10 protein-coding genes are annotated in these 18,265 nt (G+C 42.3%); 4 read left to right on the top strand and 6 right to left on the bottom strand.

All coding sequences use genetic code 11. The features are described 5' to 3' along the window. Positions 1 to 6: 6 nt before the first annotated feature. The 6 genes from R1T16_RS11385 to R1T16_RS11360 all read right to left on the bottom strand — a co-directional run bounded on the left by R1T16_RS11385 (position 7) and on the right by R1T16_RS11360 (position 9,301). On the bottom strand, positions 7 to 1,443 hold the full coding sequence (locus R1T16_RS11385) for an alpha-amylase family glycosyl hydrolase (protein WP_317501232.1): 1,437 nt from the start codon (positions 1,441 to 1,443) through the stop codon (positions 7 to 9). 20 nt (positions 1,444 to 1,463) lie between these two features. Next, positions 1,464 to 3,302 carry a glycoside hydrolase family 13 protein gene (locus tag R1T16_RS11380; protein WP_317501231.1) on the bottom strand — a complete coding sequence of 613 codons (1,839 nt, stop codon included), beginning with the start codon at positions 3,300 to 3,302 and terminating at the stop codon, positions 1,464 to 1,466. Between the two features lie 208 nt (positions 3,303 to 3,510). Then, on the bottom strand, positions 3,511 to 5,820 hold the full coding sequence (locus R1T16_RS11375; RefSeq protein WP_317501230.1) for a glycoside hydrolase family 65 protein: 2,310 nt from the start codon (positions 5,818 to 5,820) through the stop codon (positions 3,511 to 3,513). A 1-nt stretch (position 5,821) separates the two neighbouring features. Then, positions 5,822 to 6,478 carry a beta-phosphoglucomutase gene (gene pgmB / locus R1T16_RS11370; RefSeq protein ID WP_317501229.1) on the bottom strand — a complete coding sequence of 219 codons (657 nt, stop codon included), beginning with the start codon at positions 6,476 to 6,478 and terminating at the stop codon, positions 5,822 to 5,824. Continuing rightward, the gene (locus R1T16_RS11365; RefSeq protein ID WP_317501228.1) at positions 6,478 to 8,067 is read right to left on the bottom strand and encodes an MFS transporter; all 1,590 of its coding nucleotides are present in this window, start codon (positions 8,065 to 8,067) and stop codon (positions 6,478 to 6,480) included. Before R1T16_RS11365 ends, pgmB begins: the two co-directional genes overlap by 1 nt. Positions 8,068 to 8,269: 202 nt before the next feature. Further along, the gene (locus R1T16_RS11360) at positions 8,270 to 9,301 is read right to left on the bottom strand and encodes a LacI family DNA-binding transcriptional regulator (protein ID WP_317501227.1); all 1,032 of its coding nucleotides are present in this window, start codon (positions 9,299 to 9,301) and stop codon (positions 8,270 to 8,272) included. A gap of 227 nt (positions 9,302 to 9,528) precedes the next feature. Between R1T16_RS11360 and R1T16_RS11355 the strand changes: the two genes are divergently transcribed. Genes R1T16_RS11355 through R1T16_RS11340 form a run of 4 tightly spaced genes read left to right on the top strand, consistent with a single transcriptional unit; the run spans position 9,529 to position 18,196 of the window. Further along, positions 9,529 to 12,585, top strand: a complete 3,057-nt coding sequence (locus R1T16_RS11355) for a TonB-dependent receptor (RefSeq protein ID WP_317501226.1) — start codon at positions 9,529 to 9,531, stop codon at positions 12,583 to 12,585. A gap of 15 nt (positions 12,586 to 12,600) precedes the next feature. Then, positions 12,601 to 14,151 (top strand): RagB/SusD family nutrient uptake outer membrane protein, encoded by a 1,551-nt coding sequence (locus R1T16_RS11350; RefSeq protein WP_317501225.1) that lies wholly within the window; start codon positions 12,601 to 12,603, stop codon positions 14,149 to 14,151. An 18-nt stretch (positions 14,152 to 14,169) separates the two neighbouring features. Beyond that, positions 14,170 to 15,276 (top strand): SusE domain-containing protein, encoded by a 1,107-nt coding sequence (locus R1T16_RS11345; protein ID WP_317501224.1) that lies wholly within the window; start codon positions 14,170 to 14,172, stop codon positions 15,274 to 15,276. A 58-nt stretch (positions 15,277 to 15,334) separates the two neighbouring features. Then, complete coding sequence (locus R1T16_RS11340) at positions 15,335 to 18,196, top strand: alpha-amylase family glycosyl hydrolase (protein ID WP_317501223.1); 2,862 nt, start codon at positions 15,335 to 15,337, stop codon at positions 18,194 to 18,196. Positions 18,197 to 18,265: the final 69 nt, after the last annotated feature.

Genomic DNA, 18,265 nt, shown 5'->3' with positions numbered 1-18,265 from the left:
TTCCGGTTATTTTACAAGCACCCAATATTCCCATGGCTTAAAGCTAAATTGCTGTCCCTTTTTAAGGGCAACTTTCTCTCCGCTCATGTAGTTGGTATAATCACCCTCAACAGAAGCCGTGAAAGTTTGCGGCTTTGCAGTAAGGTTAGCAATGTACACTACTTTATCTTCTCCTTTTTCCCTGTCAAAGGCAAGTACGGCTATATTGGCAGAGGTTGCAATTCTTTTGTAAGGTGCCGACTTTTTGCCACCATCCAGCGCAGGATTGTTGTTTTTAAGCTTACCAAGCTTCTCATATATGCCAAACATATGGCCTACTTTTTTATCAATAGGATCCTGCTCAAAAAACTTAAGGCGGCGCTTGTTGTCATACTCCTGTCCGGTATAAATAAGCGGCATACCCGGCATTACATAGGTAAGTGCAGCAAATGTTTCTGCTGCGTCTCCCATACGCTCATATTCACTTCCACTCCATGCATTCTCGTCGTGGCTGCTGGTAAGGTTCATCATGATATCGTCCTTCTCAAATTTCTGAGACAGGTGCACCATAAGCTTATCCCAGTCGGCAACCGTTTTTTTGCCCTGTGCAATATCGTTCATTACATGGTGTGCTTCAAAACCGTAGCCCATATCAAACTGGCCTTTAAGCAAATGCTCTTTTTCGCTTTCCATAAGCATAAAAAGAGGCTTTACTTCTTTAAGTTTCGGGATGGCATAATTCCAGAAGTCAACAGGCACGTTATCGGCCACATCACACCTAAAACCATCCACACCCTGCTCTTTAACCCAATACATCATTTCGTTCAGCATGGGTTCATATACTTTTTTGTTGGTATATTCCAGTTTGGCAACATCAGTCCATCCCCATAGTTCGGCTGTATCAGGGTTCATAGGTTCTGTAACTTCGCCTTTTGCATTGTGCTGGTAATATTCGGGGTGTTCTTTTATCCACTTATGGTCCCAACCGGTATGGTTAGCTACCCAGTCCAGAATTACGTATATGCCGTTATCATGAGCTGTCTTTACCAGCTTTTGAAAATCTTCAAGCGTACCCATATCCGGATTTACAGCAGTATAATCAGAAATAGCATACCAACTGCCCAGGTATTTTTTCTTCTCCTGAGGATCTGTAATATCTTCAATAGATTTATCTCCCGTAGCCTTCCTTTTGGTCATAGAAATAGGATAAATGGGCATTACCCAAAGTATCTTTACACCCAGCTTTTTAAGCTGCGGAATATCTTTTGTAAAGGCATTAAAAGTACCTTCCGGCGAATAGTTACGAATGTTAGCTTCATAAATAATGCTGTTTTCCATCATGGCATCACTTACCGGTGCAAGTTTCTCTGTCTGGGCAGTTTCTTTTTCTTCCGAAACTTTCTTATCGTCTTTACAGCTTACAAAAGCTGCAAGCAATGTCGCTAAAAGAAGTGTTTTTTTCATATAATAATTTCTTTAATTGCTTATTTAAGTTCCAGCACCATTACACTTTTCGGTTCCATAGTGATCTCACCCGTAACGTTAACCGTTTTACCTGTAATCACATCTGTACCTGACTTATAATTTTTAAGGCTTTCGCCGAAACGTCCCGTACCAAAGGTTTTAGCGTCCTTACTGTTATTTACCAATACCATAACAGTCTCTTTTTCGTTATACCTAAAGTACACATACACATTGTCATACGGCAAATACTGGGTGGTCTTGCCAGAATGTATCACTGCTTTACCTTTCCTCCACGTAAAGAGTTTTGATGTGAAATCAAAGTACTGCTTTTCCTGTCCGTTACGGCCTGACGCGGTAAATGCATTGTGTTCATCGCCCTTCCAGCCACCAGGAAAATCGTGACGGATATCCCCATCGCCTTTGCCCTTGTCGCCTGCCATGCCTATCTCACTCCCATAATACAGCTGCGGAATACCGCGCTCTGTAGCCAGGATAGCCATAGCCATTTGATATTTTTTAAAGTCGTTTTTATAGATCTCGTTTAAACGGCCTGTATCATGGTTCTCTGCAAAAGTCAGTATACTGTTTATGTTAGGATACAAAAAGTCGTTAGCCAGGTTATTGTACATCTTGTACATACCCTTGTCCCAACCGGCATCGTCTTCGTTAAAGGCCTGCGCCAATGCATCCATTCCTGTAAAATCCATAACCGACGGCAGGTGCGAGTTGTAGCTTTGGATTGCGCCAATTTTACTATCCTTCTGCCAATAGGCCATCTGTGCCTGGTCGTTCATCCATACCTCACCCACAATGTTGAATTTTGGATATTCGTCTGTAATGGCTTTAGTCCATTTAGCAATACCCTCCTTGTCATTATAGCTATAGGTATCTACACGAAAGCCGTCAAGGTCAGCATACTCTATCCACCAGATCGCATTTTGCGTCAGGTAATTTAATACTAACGGATTGCTTTGGTTAAGATCAGGCATACTTGGCACAAACCAGCCGTCTACACACTGGCGTTTATCAACTTTAGACGCATTAACGTCAAATTGTGTCGCCATGCGGTAATTGCTCTGCGAATAGCCCGGAAACTGGTGTACCCACTCATAGGTTGGCAGGTCTTTGTACATCCAGTGCTCAGCACCCCAGTGGTTGGTAACATAATCAAGCACCAGCTTCATGCCTTTCTTTTTTACTTCTGCCGAAAGGCGCAGGTAATCTTCGTTAGTACCATAACGCGGGTCTATCCTGTATACATCGCTCTGTCCGTAACCGTGGTATGAACCACGCGAGTCGTTATCCTCGCACAATGGCGTGGCCCAAACTGCGGTAGCACCCAACTCTTTTATGTAATCAAGATTATTGATAATACCTTCTATATCGCCCCCATGGCGCCCGTTAGGATTAGAACGGTCGACTTTTTCAGTAACCGATTTTTCCGAATCATTATTTGGGTTACCGTTGGCAAAACGATCGGGCATGATAAGGTACATCATATCCGCCGATGTGTAGCTCTCCCTTTGTGCCGAACCCGCCTTACGCTCTTTTAGCGAATACTTTTGGGTAAAGGCAGTCTTGTTCTTTTCCTTAAACGAAAAGGTTAGTTCCGTTGGCTTGATATTTTTAGTATCTATGGTTACAAACACATAGTTAGGATTTTCTGTTTTAACCACATTGGTAATCACAACATTGTTTGATACCGATGGTGTGTATTTTGCAATATCCTTACCGTAAAACACGATTTGGAGTTCAGGATTATGCATACCGCTCCACCAGAATGGCGGTTCGGTTCTTTGTATCTGTGCAAAAATTGCGCTTCCGCAGAAAAGCAATAAAAGGCTTAGTAATTTTTTCATTTATTGTTGTTTGGTCTAACTTTCGATATCTTTTCAAATCGAAAATGAGAATTATATTTTATCCTTACCTCAACCCCTCTCCAAAGGAAAGAGGCTTTCCACTCAGACCTGATGATTCGAGTGAAGTTAGTCCTTCTCCTTTGGAGAGGGGTTGGGGTGAGGTCTATAAAACCTACAAGGTCTTTAAGACCTTGCAGGTTGTGAAAAATTATACTGTAACAAGTGTATTTGGCTCAACATTTACTGCTTTGCCATTTACATAAACGGTTAACGATTGTGTTCCCTCAAGGCTAAATTTAGTTTCACCCGGTTCGATAGATATCTGCAACACCTGGTTCCTGAAGTTGATCTTAAAGGAGTATCCTCTCCATTGCTCCGGTATCCTTGGTTCAAAATGCAGGGTGTCGTCTTTAACCCTCATTCCGCCAAAACCTTCCACGATGCTCATCCATGTTCCTGCCATACTGGTAATGTGGCAGCCTTCTTCTACCTCTTTGTTATAATCATCAAGGTCAAGGCGCGATGTCCTTAAGTAAAAAGTGTAGGCCTGTTCCATCCTGCCCAGTCCGGCAGCCTGTATAGAGTGCACACATGGCGAAAGAGACGATTCGTGTACCGTTAACGGCTCATAGAAATCAAAATGCTGTTCAAGCTGCTCTTTTGTAAAGTGGTCTTCAAAAAAGTAGAAGCCCTGCAATACATCAGCCTGTTTTATGTATGGCGAGCGCAGTATCCTGTCCCACGACCATTTCTGGTTGATAGGGCGCTGGCTTTTGTCAAGGTCAGCTGCTTTCACCAATTCTTTGTCGAGGAAACCATCCTGTTGCAGATATACCCCAAATTCTTCTGAATATGGGAAATACATATTGTCTGACACGTTTTTCCATTTACGAACCTCTTCCGCATTAAGTTTAGCTTTTGCCATAATGCGGTCATGATCTACAGGGTAATTTTCTTTTACCTTTGTAATCTGCTCTACTGTGTAGTCAATACACCATTTAGCGATATAGTTAGTATAGAAGTTGTTGTTTACGTTGTTCTCGTATTCATTCGGACCCGTAACACCCAGTATAACATACTGGTTTTTCTGTGCCGAAAGCGTAGCTCTCTGCTGCCAGAAACGCGCAATACCAATAAGTACCTCAAGTCCTTTTTCAGGAATGTAGCTGTAATCTCCGGTAAAGCGGTAGTAGTTATAGATTGCAAATGCGATAGCCCCGTTACGGTGAATTTCCTCAAAAGTAATTTCCCACTCATTGTGGCACTCCTCGCCGTTCATGGTTACCATAGGGTATAGCGCTGCGCCGTTTGTAAAACCAAGTTTGGCAGCATTTTCAATAGCTTTATCCAGTTGGTTGTAACGGTACGTTAAGAGGTTACGCGCTACCTGCTGGTCTTTTGTCGCCATATAGAATGGTATGCAGTATGCCTCGGTATCCCAGTAAGTACTTCCTCCATATTTTTCTCCGGTAAACCCTTTAGGGCCTATGTTTAGCCTTGGGTCTTTACCAAGGTACGTCTGGTTCAATTGGAAAATATTAAAGCGAATACCCTGCTGCGCTTTTACATCGCCATCAATGGTAATATCGGCCATTTCCCATATAGCAGCCCAGGCCTGCTTCTGCTCTTCTAAAAGGGCATCATATCCTTTGACATTCGCCGAAGCGATCACGCTCTTCGCAGCATCAATTAATTTATCATTAGCATGGTTAAGCGAAACGGTATAACCACCCAACTTAATTATTGCTGCAACATCGTTAGGGTTTGCCTCTACTGTATAGCTAAACTGAACTTTGTCTTTTGTAGTTTCTACATTCGTGGGAAGTACTTCTGCATCCCTGCCGTTAAGCATGACGCTATTGTGCATATAAGTTGCCACGTTAAAGTGGGTCTTAAATGTTCTTGAAGTTACAAAACCTTCGTTAGCATTGTGCTCAACGCTCAATGGTTCCCAGAATGTTTCTTCCCAGTTGGCATCTTCATTAGTAACACCTGCATCTACATACGGGCTAAATGTTATTTGCGCAGCCCTGTTTAATGGTGTAACCTGAAAATTGATCACACCAAGCTCATCTGCCTCTAAAGAAAGGAAACGCCTAACGTTTACCTTAACCTCCGTGCCGTTTTGGAGCGCAGCTTCAAAAGAGCGGTTGTACCAGCCCTCTTTCATGTTAAGCTCGCGCTTAAAGTTTTTGACAAATGTACATGCATTAAGGTCTAACGCCTCGCCGTTTATGGTAATATCTATGCCTATCCAGTTAGGAGCGTTAAGCACTTTTGCAAAATACTCAGGGTAGCCGTTTTTCCACCACCCCACTTTTGTTTTGTCGGGGTAATAAATACCTGCTATATAGCTTCCCTGAAAGGTATACCCTGAGTAGCTTTCTTCAAAATTAGCACGCTGCCCCATGGCACCATTGCCTATACTAAATAAACTCTCGGAAGATTTAACCCTTTCTGCATCAAATCCTTCTTCTATTACCGACCAATTATCCGGTACTATATAATCCTGGTTCATCTTATTTATTGACTAATGTTTGTAAAAAATCAGTATCTATCTCTGTAAAATCGTTAAAGTTGTATTGTGCTTCATGCAGTGTTTTTGTATCGCCTATGCCTATGCTTACCATATTAGCAGCATTGGCAGCCTGCACTCCCGCAACAGCATCCTCAAATACAATCGAATTGTCTGGTGCAATGCCCAACATCTGCGCAGCCCTTAAAAACACTTCAGGGTCAGGCTTGGCATTGGTAACATCGTTACCGTCTACAATGGCATCAAAAAAATGCAGTATACCTACTTTTTCAAGTATTGGCCTTGCATTTTTACTGGCAGAACCTAAAGCTATCTTTTGACCGTTGTCTTTCAGGTATTGTAATATCCTTTCTACATCGGGCAAAATTTCGTCGGCATTCATGTTAGTGATGTAACCTAAATAGTCTTCATTCTTTTCTACCAGCCATTTTTCTTTGTCTTCCTCGGCGGCTTCTACATTGCCAAGCCCAAGAATAATATCAAGCGAACGGATTCGGCTCACGCCTTTCAGCAGTTCGTTGTGTTCATGTGTGAAATCTATTCCAAGACGGTTTGCAATCTTTTGCCATGCCAGGTAATGGTATTTGGCAGTATCTACAATAACCCCGTCAAGGTCGAAAATAAATGCTTTTGGATTCATTATGATTTTTGATTGATGTTGATGTTTGCCTTGTCGTTTACCAATAGCGCCATTAGGCCCGCCAATACCATAGATACACCGCCTATCAGCAGTGCATAGATAGGTTCGTTATCAAAGAAGAACGAAACTAAAAAGCCCAGTATTGATGCGGCAAGCAATTGCGGTATCACAACAAAGAAATTAAATACGCCCATGTAATACCCCATCTTAGATGCCGGCAGCGAACCGCTAAGCATGGCAAACGGAATAGACAATATGCTGGCCCAGGCTATACCTACCCCCATCATACTCAGGTCGTACATATAAAACGTAAAATTGAAATAATTATCTTCTGAACCTATCCTGAAGATAACATCGTTAAACGTGCCCGAATTTCCTAAGAAATAAATAGACGCGAGCCCAACCCCTCCCGCTGCAAGTGCCATAAAGTGGGTAAACTTACGGCTGGTACGTTTTGCGATAAGCGGTAAAAGGAATGCTGCAATTGCCCCCACAAGGTTATAGTTGGCGAACATTTCGTTTACCACATTAGCGCCATTGTTATAGGCTACAGAGGTAGTATCGGTAGTTTTAAAAATATGTTCGGTAACAGCTCCTGTGGTGTATATCCACATAGAGAACAGCGCAAACCAGGTAAAGAACTGAACTATAGCAAGCTGTTTCATAACCTTTGGCATGAACTGAAAATCGTTCATGATGGTTACAAAACCATTGCGGTAGTTTTCTTTTTTCTGGAAAATACCCGATATGACCAATGCCACACCTCCTAAGCCAATAAGCCCCAGCGAAAGTACATAGAGATCTTTCTTCAGTTCGTAAGCTGCAATGAACCAGGTAAATATTGCGCTTATAATAAGTGCAATTATACCTATCGCAAAGTGCGTGTTGCCATTGGCTTTAAACCAAGATGCAGGACGCTCTTCGGTGTGGTATTCCTCGGCTTCAGCCTTTTCAAAAGCTTCCAGCTCTTTAGGCGAATATTCTTTTGTGGTAGAAATGGTAACCAATACCGTAATGATAAATGCCGCGCCGCCTATGTAAAAAGAATATTTCACCGAATCAGGAATCTGGCCTGCCGGAGCCACGTTGCTCACATTGTAGTAGGTAAGTATGTTAGGCAGCTTAGAAGCTACATAAGCACCAAGCCCAATAAAAAAGCTCTGCATCGCAAAACCGGTGGTACGCTGCTTGTCGTTAAGCACATCGCCCACAAAAGCCCTGAAGGGTTCCATGGTAATGTTTATAGACGCATCCAGTATCCACAGCATACCTGCCGCAAACCAAAGCACCGGTGAGTTAGGCATAATGAATAAGGCTACAGATGCCAGCAGTGCACCCATTAAAAAGTAGGGTTTCCTACGACCCAGGCTTGTCCAGGTACGGTCGCTAAAATATCCGATAATAGGCTGGACTATCAGTCCGGTGAGGGGAGCGGCTACCCATAATGCAGGAATGTCGTCAATTTCGGCACCCAGCGTCTGGAATATCCTGCTCACATTAGCATTTTGCAGGGCAAAACCCATTTGTATCCCCAGGAATCCGAAACTCATGTTCCAAATTTCCCAGAAACTTAATTTACGCTTTTCCATTATCGTATTTTAATGGTTATTAAAACGATAAGCGCGTTATGTGCTTATCAAAAACTTATGGTTGAAAGTGAAGTATAAGCTTTGATAATCAGGACAAAGATAATTGTTTTTTTATCTGAAAGCTTTTTTGATGCAAAAAAATTCCGGCACTATGGCCGGAATCACTTTTATATTTTATTGATAATAAATACCTTAACAAAAACTACAACGTTGACGTAGATTCTCTTTCTACCAGGTGTGTATCTATTAATTCTGTACGATATTGCTCATTTTCTTCTTCGCTTTCTTCCATTTCAAGACGTTCAATAAGCATTTTTGCGGCGCGCCCGCCCATTTTTATTCCGTTCTGGCTTACTGTAGTAATCGTTGGCGTAGAGAATTGCGATATGATGCCATCGGTAAAGCCTATAACTGAAATATCATCAGGCACTTTCAGTCCCATTTTATTTGCTAGTTTTATGGTGGTTACCGCAAACAACTCATTTACAGCAAATATAGCATCGGGCTTGTTCTCAGTAAGGAGCTTTTCTATTTTAGAGGCACAGTTTTCAATATCCTCAATTTTGACGATAAGATTTTCATCAATAGGCAGGTCATGATCGCTAAGTGCATTAATATAACCATCGGTACGCAGCTTGCCTACGCTGACATAGTCTACCGTTGTAACAAGCGCCACGTTCTTAAAGCCGTGTTTAATCAAAAATTCTACCGCATCATAAGCAGCCAGCTGATCGTCTATAATAACCTTATCGCAAAGCACATCATTAGTTACCCTGTCAAACATAACAACCGGCATTCCCTGATTGATAACCTCAACGATGTGATGAAAATCCTTCTTTTGCTCTGTCTCCTTAGAGAGCGACATAATGAAGCCGTCAGTACTGCCGTTTGCAAGCATTTCCATATTGATTACTTCCTTATCAAAAGACTCATCGCTAAGGCACACGATAACGTTATATCCATTCTCGTTTGCCACCTGCTCGATACCACTAATTACAGTAGCGAAAAAATGGTGTATAATTTCAGGAATTATAATACCTATAGTCTTGGTTTTCTTATTCTTAAGACTCAGTGCGATGTTGTTTGGCCTGTAATTATAGAGTTTTGCAAAAGCCTGAACCTTTTGTCGGGTGTCCTCGCTTATTTCTATACTGTTTCTCAACGCTTTAGACACTGTTGAAATAGATACATCAAGCTCTTTTGCAATTTGTTTCAGGGTTACCTTTCTTTTCATAAAAAGACGTTAAAATGTGGTTTTAAAAATAAAGATAGTCCTTAATTTTATTAGTAACAATTATCTTACTGAAATTCAGCAAAAAATAGAAAGTTTTCAACACGCAAACGTTATCGGTACTCCAAGATTACGAAAACGTTTTTTTAATAATAGAATTTACATAATTTTAACATTGAAAGTGAAATATAAGCAAGTACAAAACCCAAAATTAACCCTAAACAACTTGTATGAAAACAATCTACTCAAAGTTATTGCTTTTATTGCTATTGTTACCATTTAGTGTGCTGGCACAGAGCACCTTAAAAGGTAAAGTTAGCGATGCCACATCCGGGGAGCCCATACCCGGCGCAAACGTGATCGTAGAGGGTACCCAAAACGGTACATCTACCGACATGGACGGTAACTTTACCCTAACAAATCTTCAGGCCGGAAGCCGCGTGGTTATTAGCTATATAGGCTACACAAACCAGGTAATTGACTACACCGGGCAGGCTACTTTAAATGTGAGTCTTAAAGAAGATGCAACGCAGCTTCAGGAGGTGGTAGTTATCGGTTACGGCAGCACTACCAAAAAAGACGCAACAGGAGCCGTAGACGTTGTATCGTCTAAAGACTTCAATAAAGGTGCCATTGCCAATGCCGATCAGCTGCTGACAGGCCGTTCGCCGGGTGTAAGGATAACAAACTCAGGCGGTCAGCCTGACGCTGCCCCAAACATCAGGATACGCGGAGGAAGCTCGCTAAATGCGCAGAATAACCCACTTATTGTAATTGACGGTGTGCCCCTTGATTACGTGAGCCCTGCAGGCTCAAGCAACCCGCTTACTATTCTTAACCCTAACGACATTGAGTCGTTTACAGTGTTGAAAGATGCTTCTGCAACTGCAATTTACGGTTCAAGGGCTTCTAATGGTGTAATTATCATTACCACTAAGAAAGGTGGCGGCGCTGTTAAATTTAACTACTCTGCTAATGTTGCCTTTGGTAAAGTAGGCAAGACAGTAGATATGATGGACGGCAAGACGTTTACCAAATTTATCCAGGAATACCATCCTGACCTTACCAATAAACTTGGTGTAGACGACCCGTCTAACACTTTAGTAGACAACCCTGCAACGCCTGAAATTGAAGGAAGGATACTTTCTAACACAGACTGGCAGAAGGCTATTATGAGAACTTCAATAATGACAGATAATAACTTTAGTGCAAGCGGTACATTATTTGACCTGCTTCCTGTAAGAGCATCTGTAGGTTATATGAAAAACCAGGCGCTTGTACAAACAAGTGATTATGAGCGTTACACCGGAGCTATTAAAATTACGCCTTCATTCTTTGATGACCACCTTAAAATTGACTTCAATGCAAAGGGGACTAAAACAAAAAAGAATGCCATAGATGAAGCTTCTGTTATCGCAGGATCACTTAACATGGACCCTACAAAACCTATCTATAATGCTGACGGAAGTTATGCACAGGTAGTTGACCCTAATACAGGCAAACTTGACGGACAATACAACCCTGTAAACCTTTTAAGAGAAAGAAACAGGCCGGAAGAAATCAAGAAATTGCTTGCTAACCTTCAGTTAGATTATAAACTGCACTTTTTTCCCGACTTAAGGGCTATCGTAAACCTTGGTGTAGAAGCGTCTCGTGCTACTATTTCTGAAACCTATACTGACAGGGCTTTTGCTTCATACCAGCTTGATAACACTACAGGCCAGTACAAATACAATCCGGGTAAAAACACCGGCGAAAACCAACATATTACAAACAGGACTTTAGACACTTACCTTGCCTACACAAAAAACCTGACAGGTTTTGTTACACGTATAGATGCACAGGCAGGACACACTTTCCAGGATTTTGTAAATGACGGAAATAAAGAACTTTTCAGGTACAATACAACAACAGGAAGCCGTGAAGAGATACTTAACCCGCAAAATCCAAATAACAGGTATTATAATAGATCGGTGCTTGAGTCTTATTTTGGACGTGTAAATGTTGACCTTGCAGACAAATACCTGCTTACATTTACAATGAGGGCCGATGGTTCATCATTCTTCAGGAAAGACGACCGTTGGGCTTACTTCCCGGCAGCAGCGCTTGCATGGAGGATTACAGATGAGAATTTCCTTAAGGATAACCAAACGATTACTAACCTTAAACTACGTTTAGGTTATGGTAAAACAGGTCAGCAGGATATCACACAGGTTGCAGGATATTACCCTACATCTGCCCTATTTGAACCGGGAGATGTTAACGGACAATATCTTCCTGGCTACAACACTTACAGCCCACTGGCATTTAACGACAACCTTAAATGGGAAACTACAACTACATATAACGTAGGTGTTGATTTTGCTTTCTTTAAAAACGATCTTTTATCAGGTAGTGTAGATGTTTACAAAAGAGATACCGACAACCTTCTTGTTAAAACAAGTGTACCACCGGGACAATATCTTTCTAACGAGATCATCCAGAATGTAGGTTCGCTTACAAACAAAGGTGTGGAGTTAGACCTTCGCCTTAAGCCAATTACAACAGAAGATTTTAGCTGGGAACTTTTAGGTAACATCTCTTATAACATCGGAGAGGTTACAGATCTTGGCGACAGGTCATCTATCGACGCATCTGAAGGAAGACTGCCTGTTTCTACAGGTGTAAGTTTCCAGAGACATGCGGTAGGCTACCAGCCATATTCTGCTTATGTATATGAGCAGCTGTATGACAGCACAGGCCGCCCTATCGTAGGCGCTTACAAAGACCGTAACGGTGACGGCACAATAACATCTGACGACAGGTATTATACAGCACTTCGCCCTAACTGGACTTTTGGTTTCAGCACAAACTTTACCTATAAGAACTTTGATTTGACGGCAAGTTTCCATGGGCAGCTTGACGGACAGGTTTACAACGCTGCTAAACTTCAGGGTGGATGGGTAAACAGGCCTGTACCTAACAACTCAAACAGCCTTAACAACGTGCTTAACTTTTATGACGGAGCAGCAGACCCACGTTTTATCACGATACAGGATCCTATTCCGTTATCAGATTATTACCTTCAAAACGGAGCTTTCCTAAGATGTGACAACATTACACTTGGTTACAGGTTTAACGACATCATTAAACCGGGTTATGGGTCAGTACGTATATATGCTGCAGTAAACAACGCGTTTTTAGTAACCAAGTATTCTGGTCAGGATCCTGAGAACTTCAATTCGCTTGACAGTAACTTTTATCCACGCCCAAGACTATGGAGCTTTGGGTTAAACTTTGACTTCTAAAAAATAAAATTGGATATGAAAAATATAAGTAAAAAGATAATTCTTGGATTATGTACTGCCACGCTGCTGTTCTCTTCATGCAGCGATGAGCTGGACACTACGCCAAAAGTAGAGTTATCATTAGAAAACCTTTTGGCTAAAGACCCTAATGCTATCGAAGGGCTTTTATCTAAAATGTATGGTACTTTTGCCCTTTCAGGGAGTAAAGGTGCGGGAAGCTCTGACATTACAGGGCCAGATCCAGGAGAAACAGCATTCTTAAGGGGTATTATCAACCTACAGGAATTTACTGCCGATGGCATGAAGAACCGTTGGGGAGATGATGGTCTTGACCAGCTTACAACCACCTCGAGATGGAATTCAAACAATAAATTCTTCAGATACCTGTATGACAGGGTATATTATATCGTACCTCAAAGTACAAACATTATCATTGCACTTAACACTGTAGATGTACCTAACGAAGAGCAGATTGTAAGTGAGCTTCGTTTTATAAGGGCACTTTCTTATTACTACATGATAGACTGTTTTGGTAAAGGTGTTATTGTAAACGAATCAAACTACGGAAGCACAACTCCACTTCCTGAATCATCAAGAAAAGAACTTTTTGACTATGTGGAAAGCGAACTTCTTGATATTGAAGGAAAAATATCGCTTACTAATACTTATGGAAGAGCTAACAAATCTGTAGTACGCATGACTCTAGCTAAGCTTTACCTTAATGCAGAAGTGTACACAGGTACGCAACGCTACACAGATGCGCTTACCTACATCAATAAAATTGTTACCGAAGGTAACTATCAGTTAGCAGGAAGCTTTGTAAGCCAGTTCTCAGGAGATAACGAAACTTCTACAGAGGTTATCTTCCCACTTCTTGCCGATGCGGTAACAAGCCAGAGTTTTGGTAACACCACCTATATTGTAAACGGATCATGCAGTACAGAAACCATGAACCTTAACGATTTTGGAACGAGTGACGGCTGGACAGGCCACAGGGCTACAAAGGCATGGTATGGTTTATATGGCAACCTTGGAACATCTCCAGATGACAGGGCTAAATTATTCTGGACAACAGGACACGCTTATGAAATGGCAGATTATAAAAAATGGACCGACGGTTATCCTGCTGTAAAATTCAGGAACACTAATTTCTCAGGAACATCTTTGTCTACATCATTCTCAAGCACAGATTTCCCTATGTACAGGCTTGCTGACGTTTATCTTATGTATGCTGAATGTGTACTGAGAGGCGGCGCAGGAGGTACAGCATCTCAGGCTTTAGATTATGTAAATGCAGTAAGAAACAGGTCGCATGCAGGCGCAATTACTTCTGCGCAGCTTACGCTTGACTTCCTTCTTGACGAGAGAGCAAGAGAGCTTAACCTTGAAGGACACAGAAGGACAGACCTTATCCGTTTTGGCAAATTTACAGGCGGTGCTTATTTATGGCCATGGAAAGGAAATGCTGTAAACGGTGCTGCAATACCGGATACCTATAAAGTATTCCCTATTCCTTTAACGGCAATCCAGGCAAATGCTAACCTAACTCAGAACCCAGGCTATTAATACCAAAATCTAACAAAAATGAAAAAAATAGTAAACCTATCACTTATATCATTACTGTTTGTATCAGTAATGACAACATCGTGCAGTGACGACGATAACAAAACAATCGCAACGGATGCTGCTGCACCGGTACTGATCTCTCCGCAAGACGCCACTGCAATCGTGCTTGACCCGGATCTTCAGTCTAACCCTGCGCTTACTTTAGTATGGAACCATGGCGATTATACTGCGCCTACAGAGATTAATTACAACATTGAAATGGCTGTTGCAGGTACTGATTTTGCCACTGTAATATCTGCAGGTACTACAACTAACCGCGTGTTTACAATGACGGTTGCAGAACTTAACGGTAAAGCGCTGGAAGCAGGTCTTACTCCTTATGAATTAGGCAGCCTTGATGTAAGGATTGCTGCGTCTCTTGGTACTAACAATGCAATGCCAATGACGTCTAACTCTATTAAAATAGACATTACACCGTATACAACTGAAAGCCCTAAACTTTACCTGAGAGGTAACTTTACAGCGGCAAGTGGTTACGGACCAAACTGGGGAGACAACACTACGCCTCCGTTCATCCAGGCTGCTGCTTACGGCGAGACTGCTTTTGAAGGGTACATCTACTTTAATGACGCTGCTCCTGAGGTTAAATTCATACCAAATGCTGTAGACTTTACAGGAGATTATGCTGATGCTGATGCAAGCGGTACTTCTGGCATACTTGCACAGGAAGGTGAAACTAACATTAAAGTACCTGCTGCAGGCTATTACCGTGTAGAAGCTGACACAGATGCCCTTACTTATAAGCTTACAGCTACCGAGTGGGGTGTAATAGGTAACGCTACTCCAGGAGGATGGGACAACAGTACTCCTATGACTTACAATGCTGAAACTAAAAAATGGACTATTACCGTTGCTCTTACAGCTCAGGCTGCTCCGGATAACGGATGGAAATTCAGAGCTAACAATGCATGGGATATCAACATGGGCGATGTTACTGTTAACAGTACAAGCGGAGAACTTTCTTATGGCGGCCAGAACATTGGTGTTGCCGAAGCAGGAACTTATGTCATAACACTGGATCTAAGCAACCCAAGAGCTTATACTTATACCATTGTTAAACAATAATATTATTTAAGATAAGGGGGCTGCTAACGCAACCCCCTTTATTTATTACCATACATCTATGAAAAAAATTACACTATTATGCTTACTGTTTGGGTTTAGCGTTTTTGCGCAACAGCAAAACATAACCTATACCGTGACACCGGCAGGGCTTGAAGAAACCACTTCGATTACCATTACCGTAAACGGATCGAGTGTTAACGAGGCAGCATGGGGCATTACAAACAATGCACTGTACTACTGGGGATGGTCGCTGGACACCAACTACGAAAACAGCCAGGACTGCCCTACTAACGGTTCATGGACGGCATCGTCTGAAACGAATAAGTTTACTTACAATGCAGGTACTGACACCTACACACTTACTTATGTTCCTACCACGTTTTACAACAGGACGGGCATAGGCAGGATAGGCTTTCTTGTAAAAGCAAAAGACGGCACAGGCGATAAGAAATCGCAGGATATATTTATTAATGTTGGCGCATTTCAGGTTACGTTAAATACTCCTGCGCAAAACAGCACTACCCTGCTTACAGCTGGCGCGAGCCTTAACATTACAGCTTCTAACACAGATGGTAATGCTAGCTACACCTTAAAATCTAACGGCGTTGTACTTAATACTAATGCTGCAACAGCGAACTATACCTTTAACCACACCAACATTACAGCTAACCAAAACTACGAGCTTACTGTAACGCAAGGCGAGAACACAGTTGTAAAATCGTTTGCCGTAGTTGTGAGTCCTACGGTAGCTGCTGAAGCTTTACCAACAGGATTAACAGACGGTATAAACTATGACAGTACAGATGCTGCAAAGGCAACTATTGTGCTTGATGCTCCCGGTAAAGATTATGTATATGTGGCAGGAAGCTTTAACAACTGGCAGCCTACATCGGCGTATGCCATGAAAAAAGACCCGGCAACTGGTAAATTTTGGTTAGAGCTTACAGGCCTTACATCAGGACAATCGTACAGCTACCAATACTGGGTGGTTGATGAAGCGCCGGTTGCCAACTCTCCAAAAATCGTAAAAACGGCCGATCCGTATTCTACGCTGGTACTTTCTCCGTTTGACGATGCCACAATACCGGCGTCTTCATACCCTAATATCCCTGCATATCCATCGGGACAGGACAGAGAAGTTACGGTACTGCAAACAGGACAGGCTGCTTACGACTGGCAGGTAACTAATTTTGAAAAACCTAAAAAAGAAGACCTTGTTATTTATGAGGCGCTTGTTAGGGATTTTGATGCCGACAGGAACTACCAGGACCTTATTGACAGGATAGACTACTTTACAACTCTTGGCATCAACGCGCTTGAGCTTATGCCGGTAATGGAGTTTGAAGGTAATGAAAGCTGGGGTTACAACACAGCTTTTCACATGGCACTGGATAAATTCTACGGCCCGTCTGAAAAGCTTAAGGAGCTTATAGACATTTGCCACCAAAATGGTATTGCAGTAATAATGGACGTTGCGCTTAACCACGCTTTCGACCGCAATCCGCTTGTGCGTATGTGGATGAACGACCCTGACGGTGACGGATGGGGAGGCCCAAGCAGCGACAGCCCATACTTTAATACAGTTGCAAAACACTCTTATAATGTAGGTAACGATTTTAACCATCAGCAGCCGCTTACAAAAAACTACGTAAAAAGAGTTGTTAAGCACTGGATAGAAGAATACCACATAGACGGTTTCCGTTGGGACTTAACTAAAGGATTTACACAAAACTGTTCGGCAGATGACGAATCATGTACTAACGCTTACCAGCAGGACAGGGTTGACGTGCTTAAAGAATATGCTGATTACTCGTGGAGCTTAGACCCTACTCATTACACGATCTTTGAACACCTGGGAACAGATGCTGAAGAGAAAGAATGGGCTAACTATAGATATGACGAAGGTAAGGGCGTTATGCTTTGGGGCAACATCAACAATGCTTATAACCAGCTTACAATGGGTTATGCCGACCAGTCTAATATTGCACGTGTGGGCCACAAAGCACACGCTGATTTCTTAGGAAAAAGGGTGGTAGGCTACGCAGAAAGCCATGATGAAGAAAGGCTGATGTACAAGAATCTTCAGTACGGCAGCGGCTCAAACCCTGCGCATGACGTAAAGAACCTCAATGTAGCACTTTCAAGAATGAGTGCACAGGGAGCGGTATTCTTTATGGTACCAGGGCCTAAAATGATATGGCAATTTGGCGAGCTTGGATGGGATCTTTCTATATTTACCTGCAACAACGGCACTGTAAACCCAACAGGAGGTACAGATGGCGATTGTAAACTTGACACTAAGCCACAGCCGCAATGGGCAGACAACTGGCTTACAACTGCACAGCGTGCTAAAATATACTACGACTGGAAAAGGATGATACAGCTTAAGAAAGATGAAGCCGTATTTGAAGGAGACTACACAATGGCGTCGGCTAGCACGCTGACTCCAAAGGTATACATATCTGACGCTACGCTTCCTGCAACATCACTAAACAGCGTTGTAGTATTAAGCAACTTTAATGTGACTGCACAAAACATAACGCCGGATTTCCCATCGACAGGAACATGGTATAACCTTATGGACAACTCTCCGCTTGAAGTAACAAGCACTGCTGCACCAATAAGCCTTGCAGCGGGAGAATTCAGGATCTATGGTAACCAGACTGTTGTTTTAGGAACAGATGAGCAGGCTATAGAAAAAGCAGCGCTTTACCCTAACCCTACAACTGATGTATTTGCACTGAATGTAGCAGCAGCTAAAATTGAAGTGTATGCATTAACAGGCCAGCTTGTAAAAACGTTTGGCGCATCGGCAGCGTTTACTATATATGATGTGAGCAGCCTTAACACAGGTTTGTACCTTGTAAATGTTACAGATTCTGATAACCGCCAGAGCACATTAAAGCTTATAAGAAATTAAGTTGAGTTAGTTTTTTACATATTTAAATTTCGCGAAGGCCCCTGTTTAATAACGGGGGTCTTTTGTTAT

The organism is Flavobacterium sp. DG1-102-2 (genome assembly GCF_033042555.1).
Lineage (GTDB): Bacteria > Bacteroidota > Bacteroidia > Flavobacteriales > Flavobacteriaceae > Flavobacterium.
The sequence above is the reverse complement of the archived record's forward strand: the minus strand, read 5'-3'. Positions and strand labels throughout refer to the sequence as shown.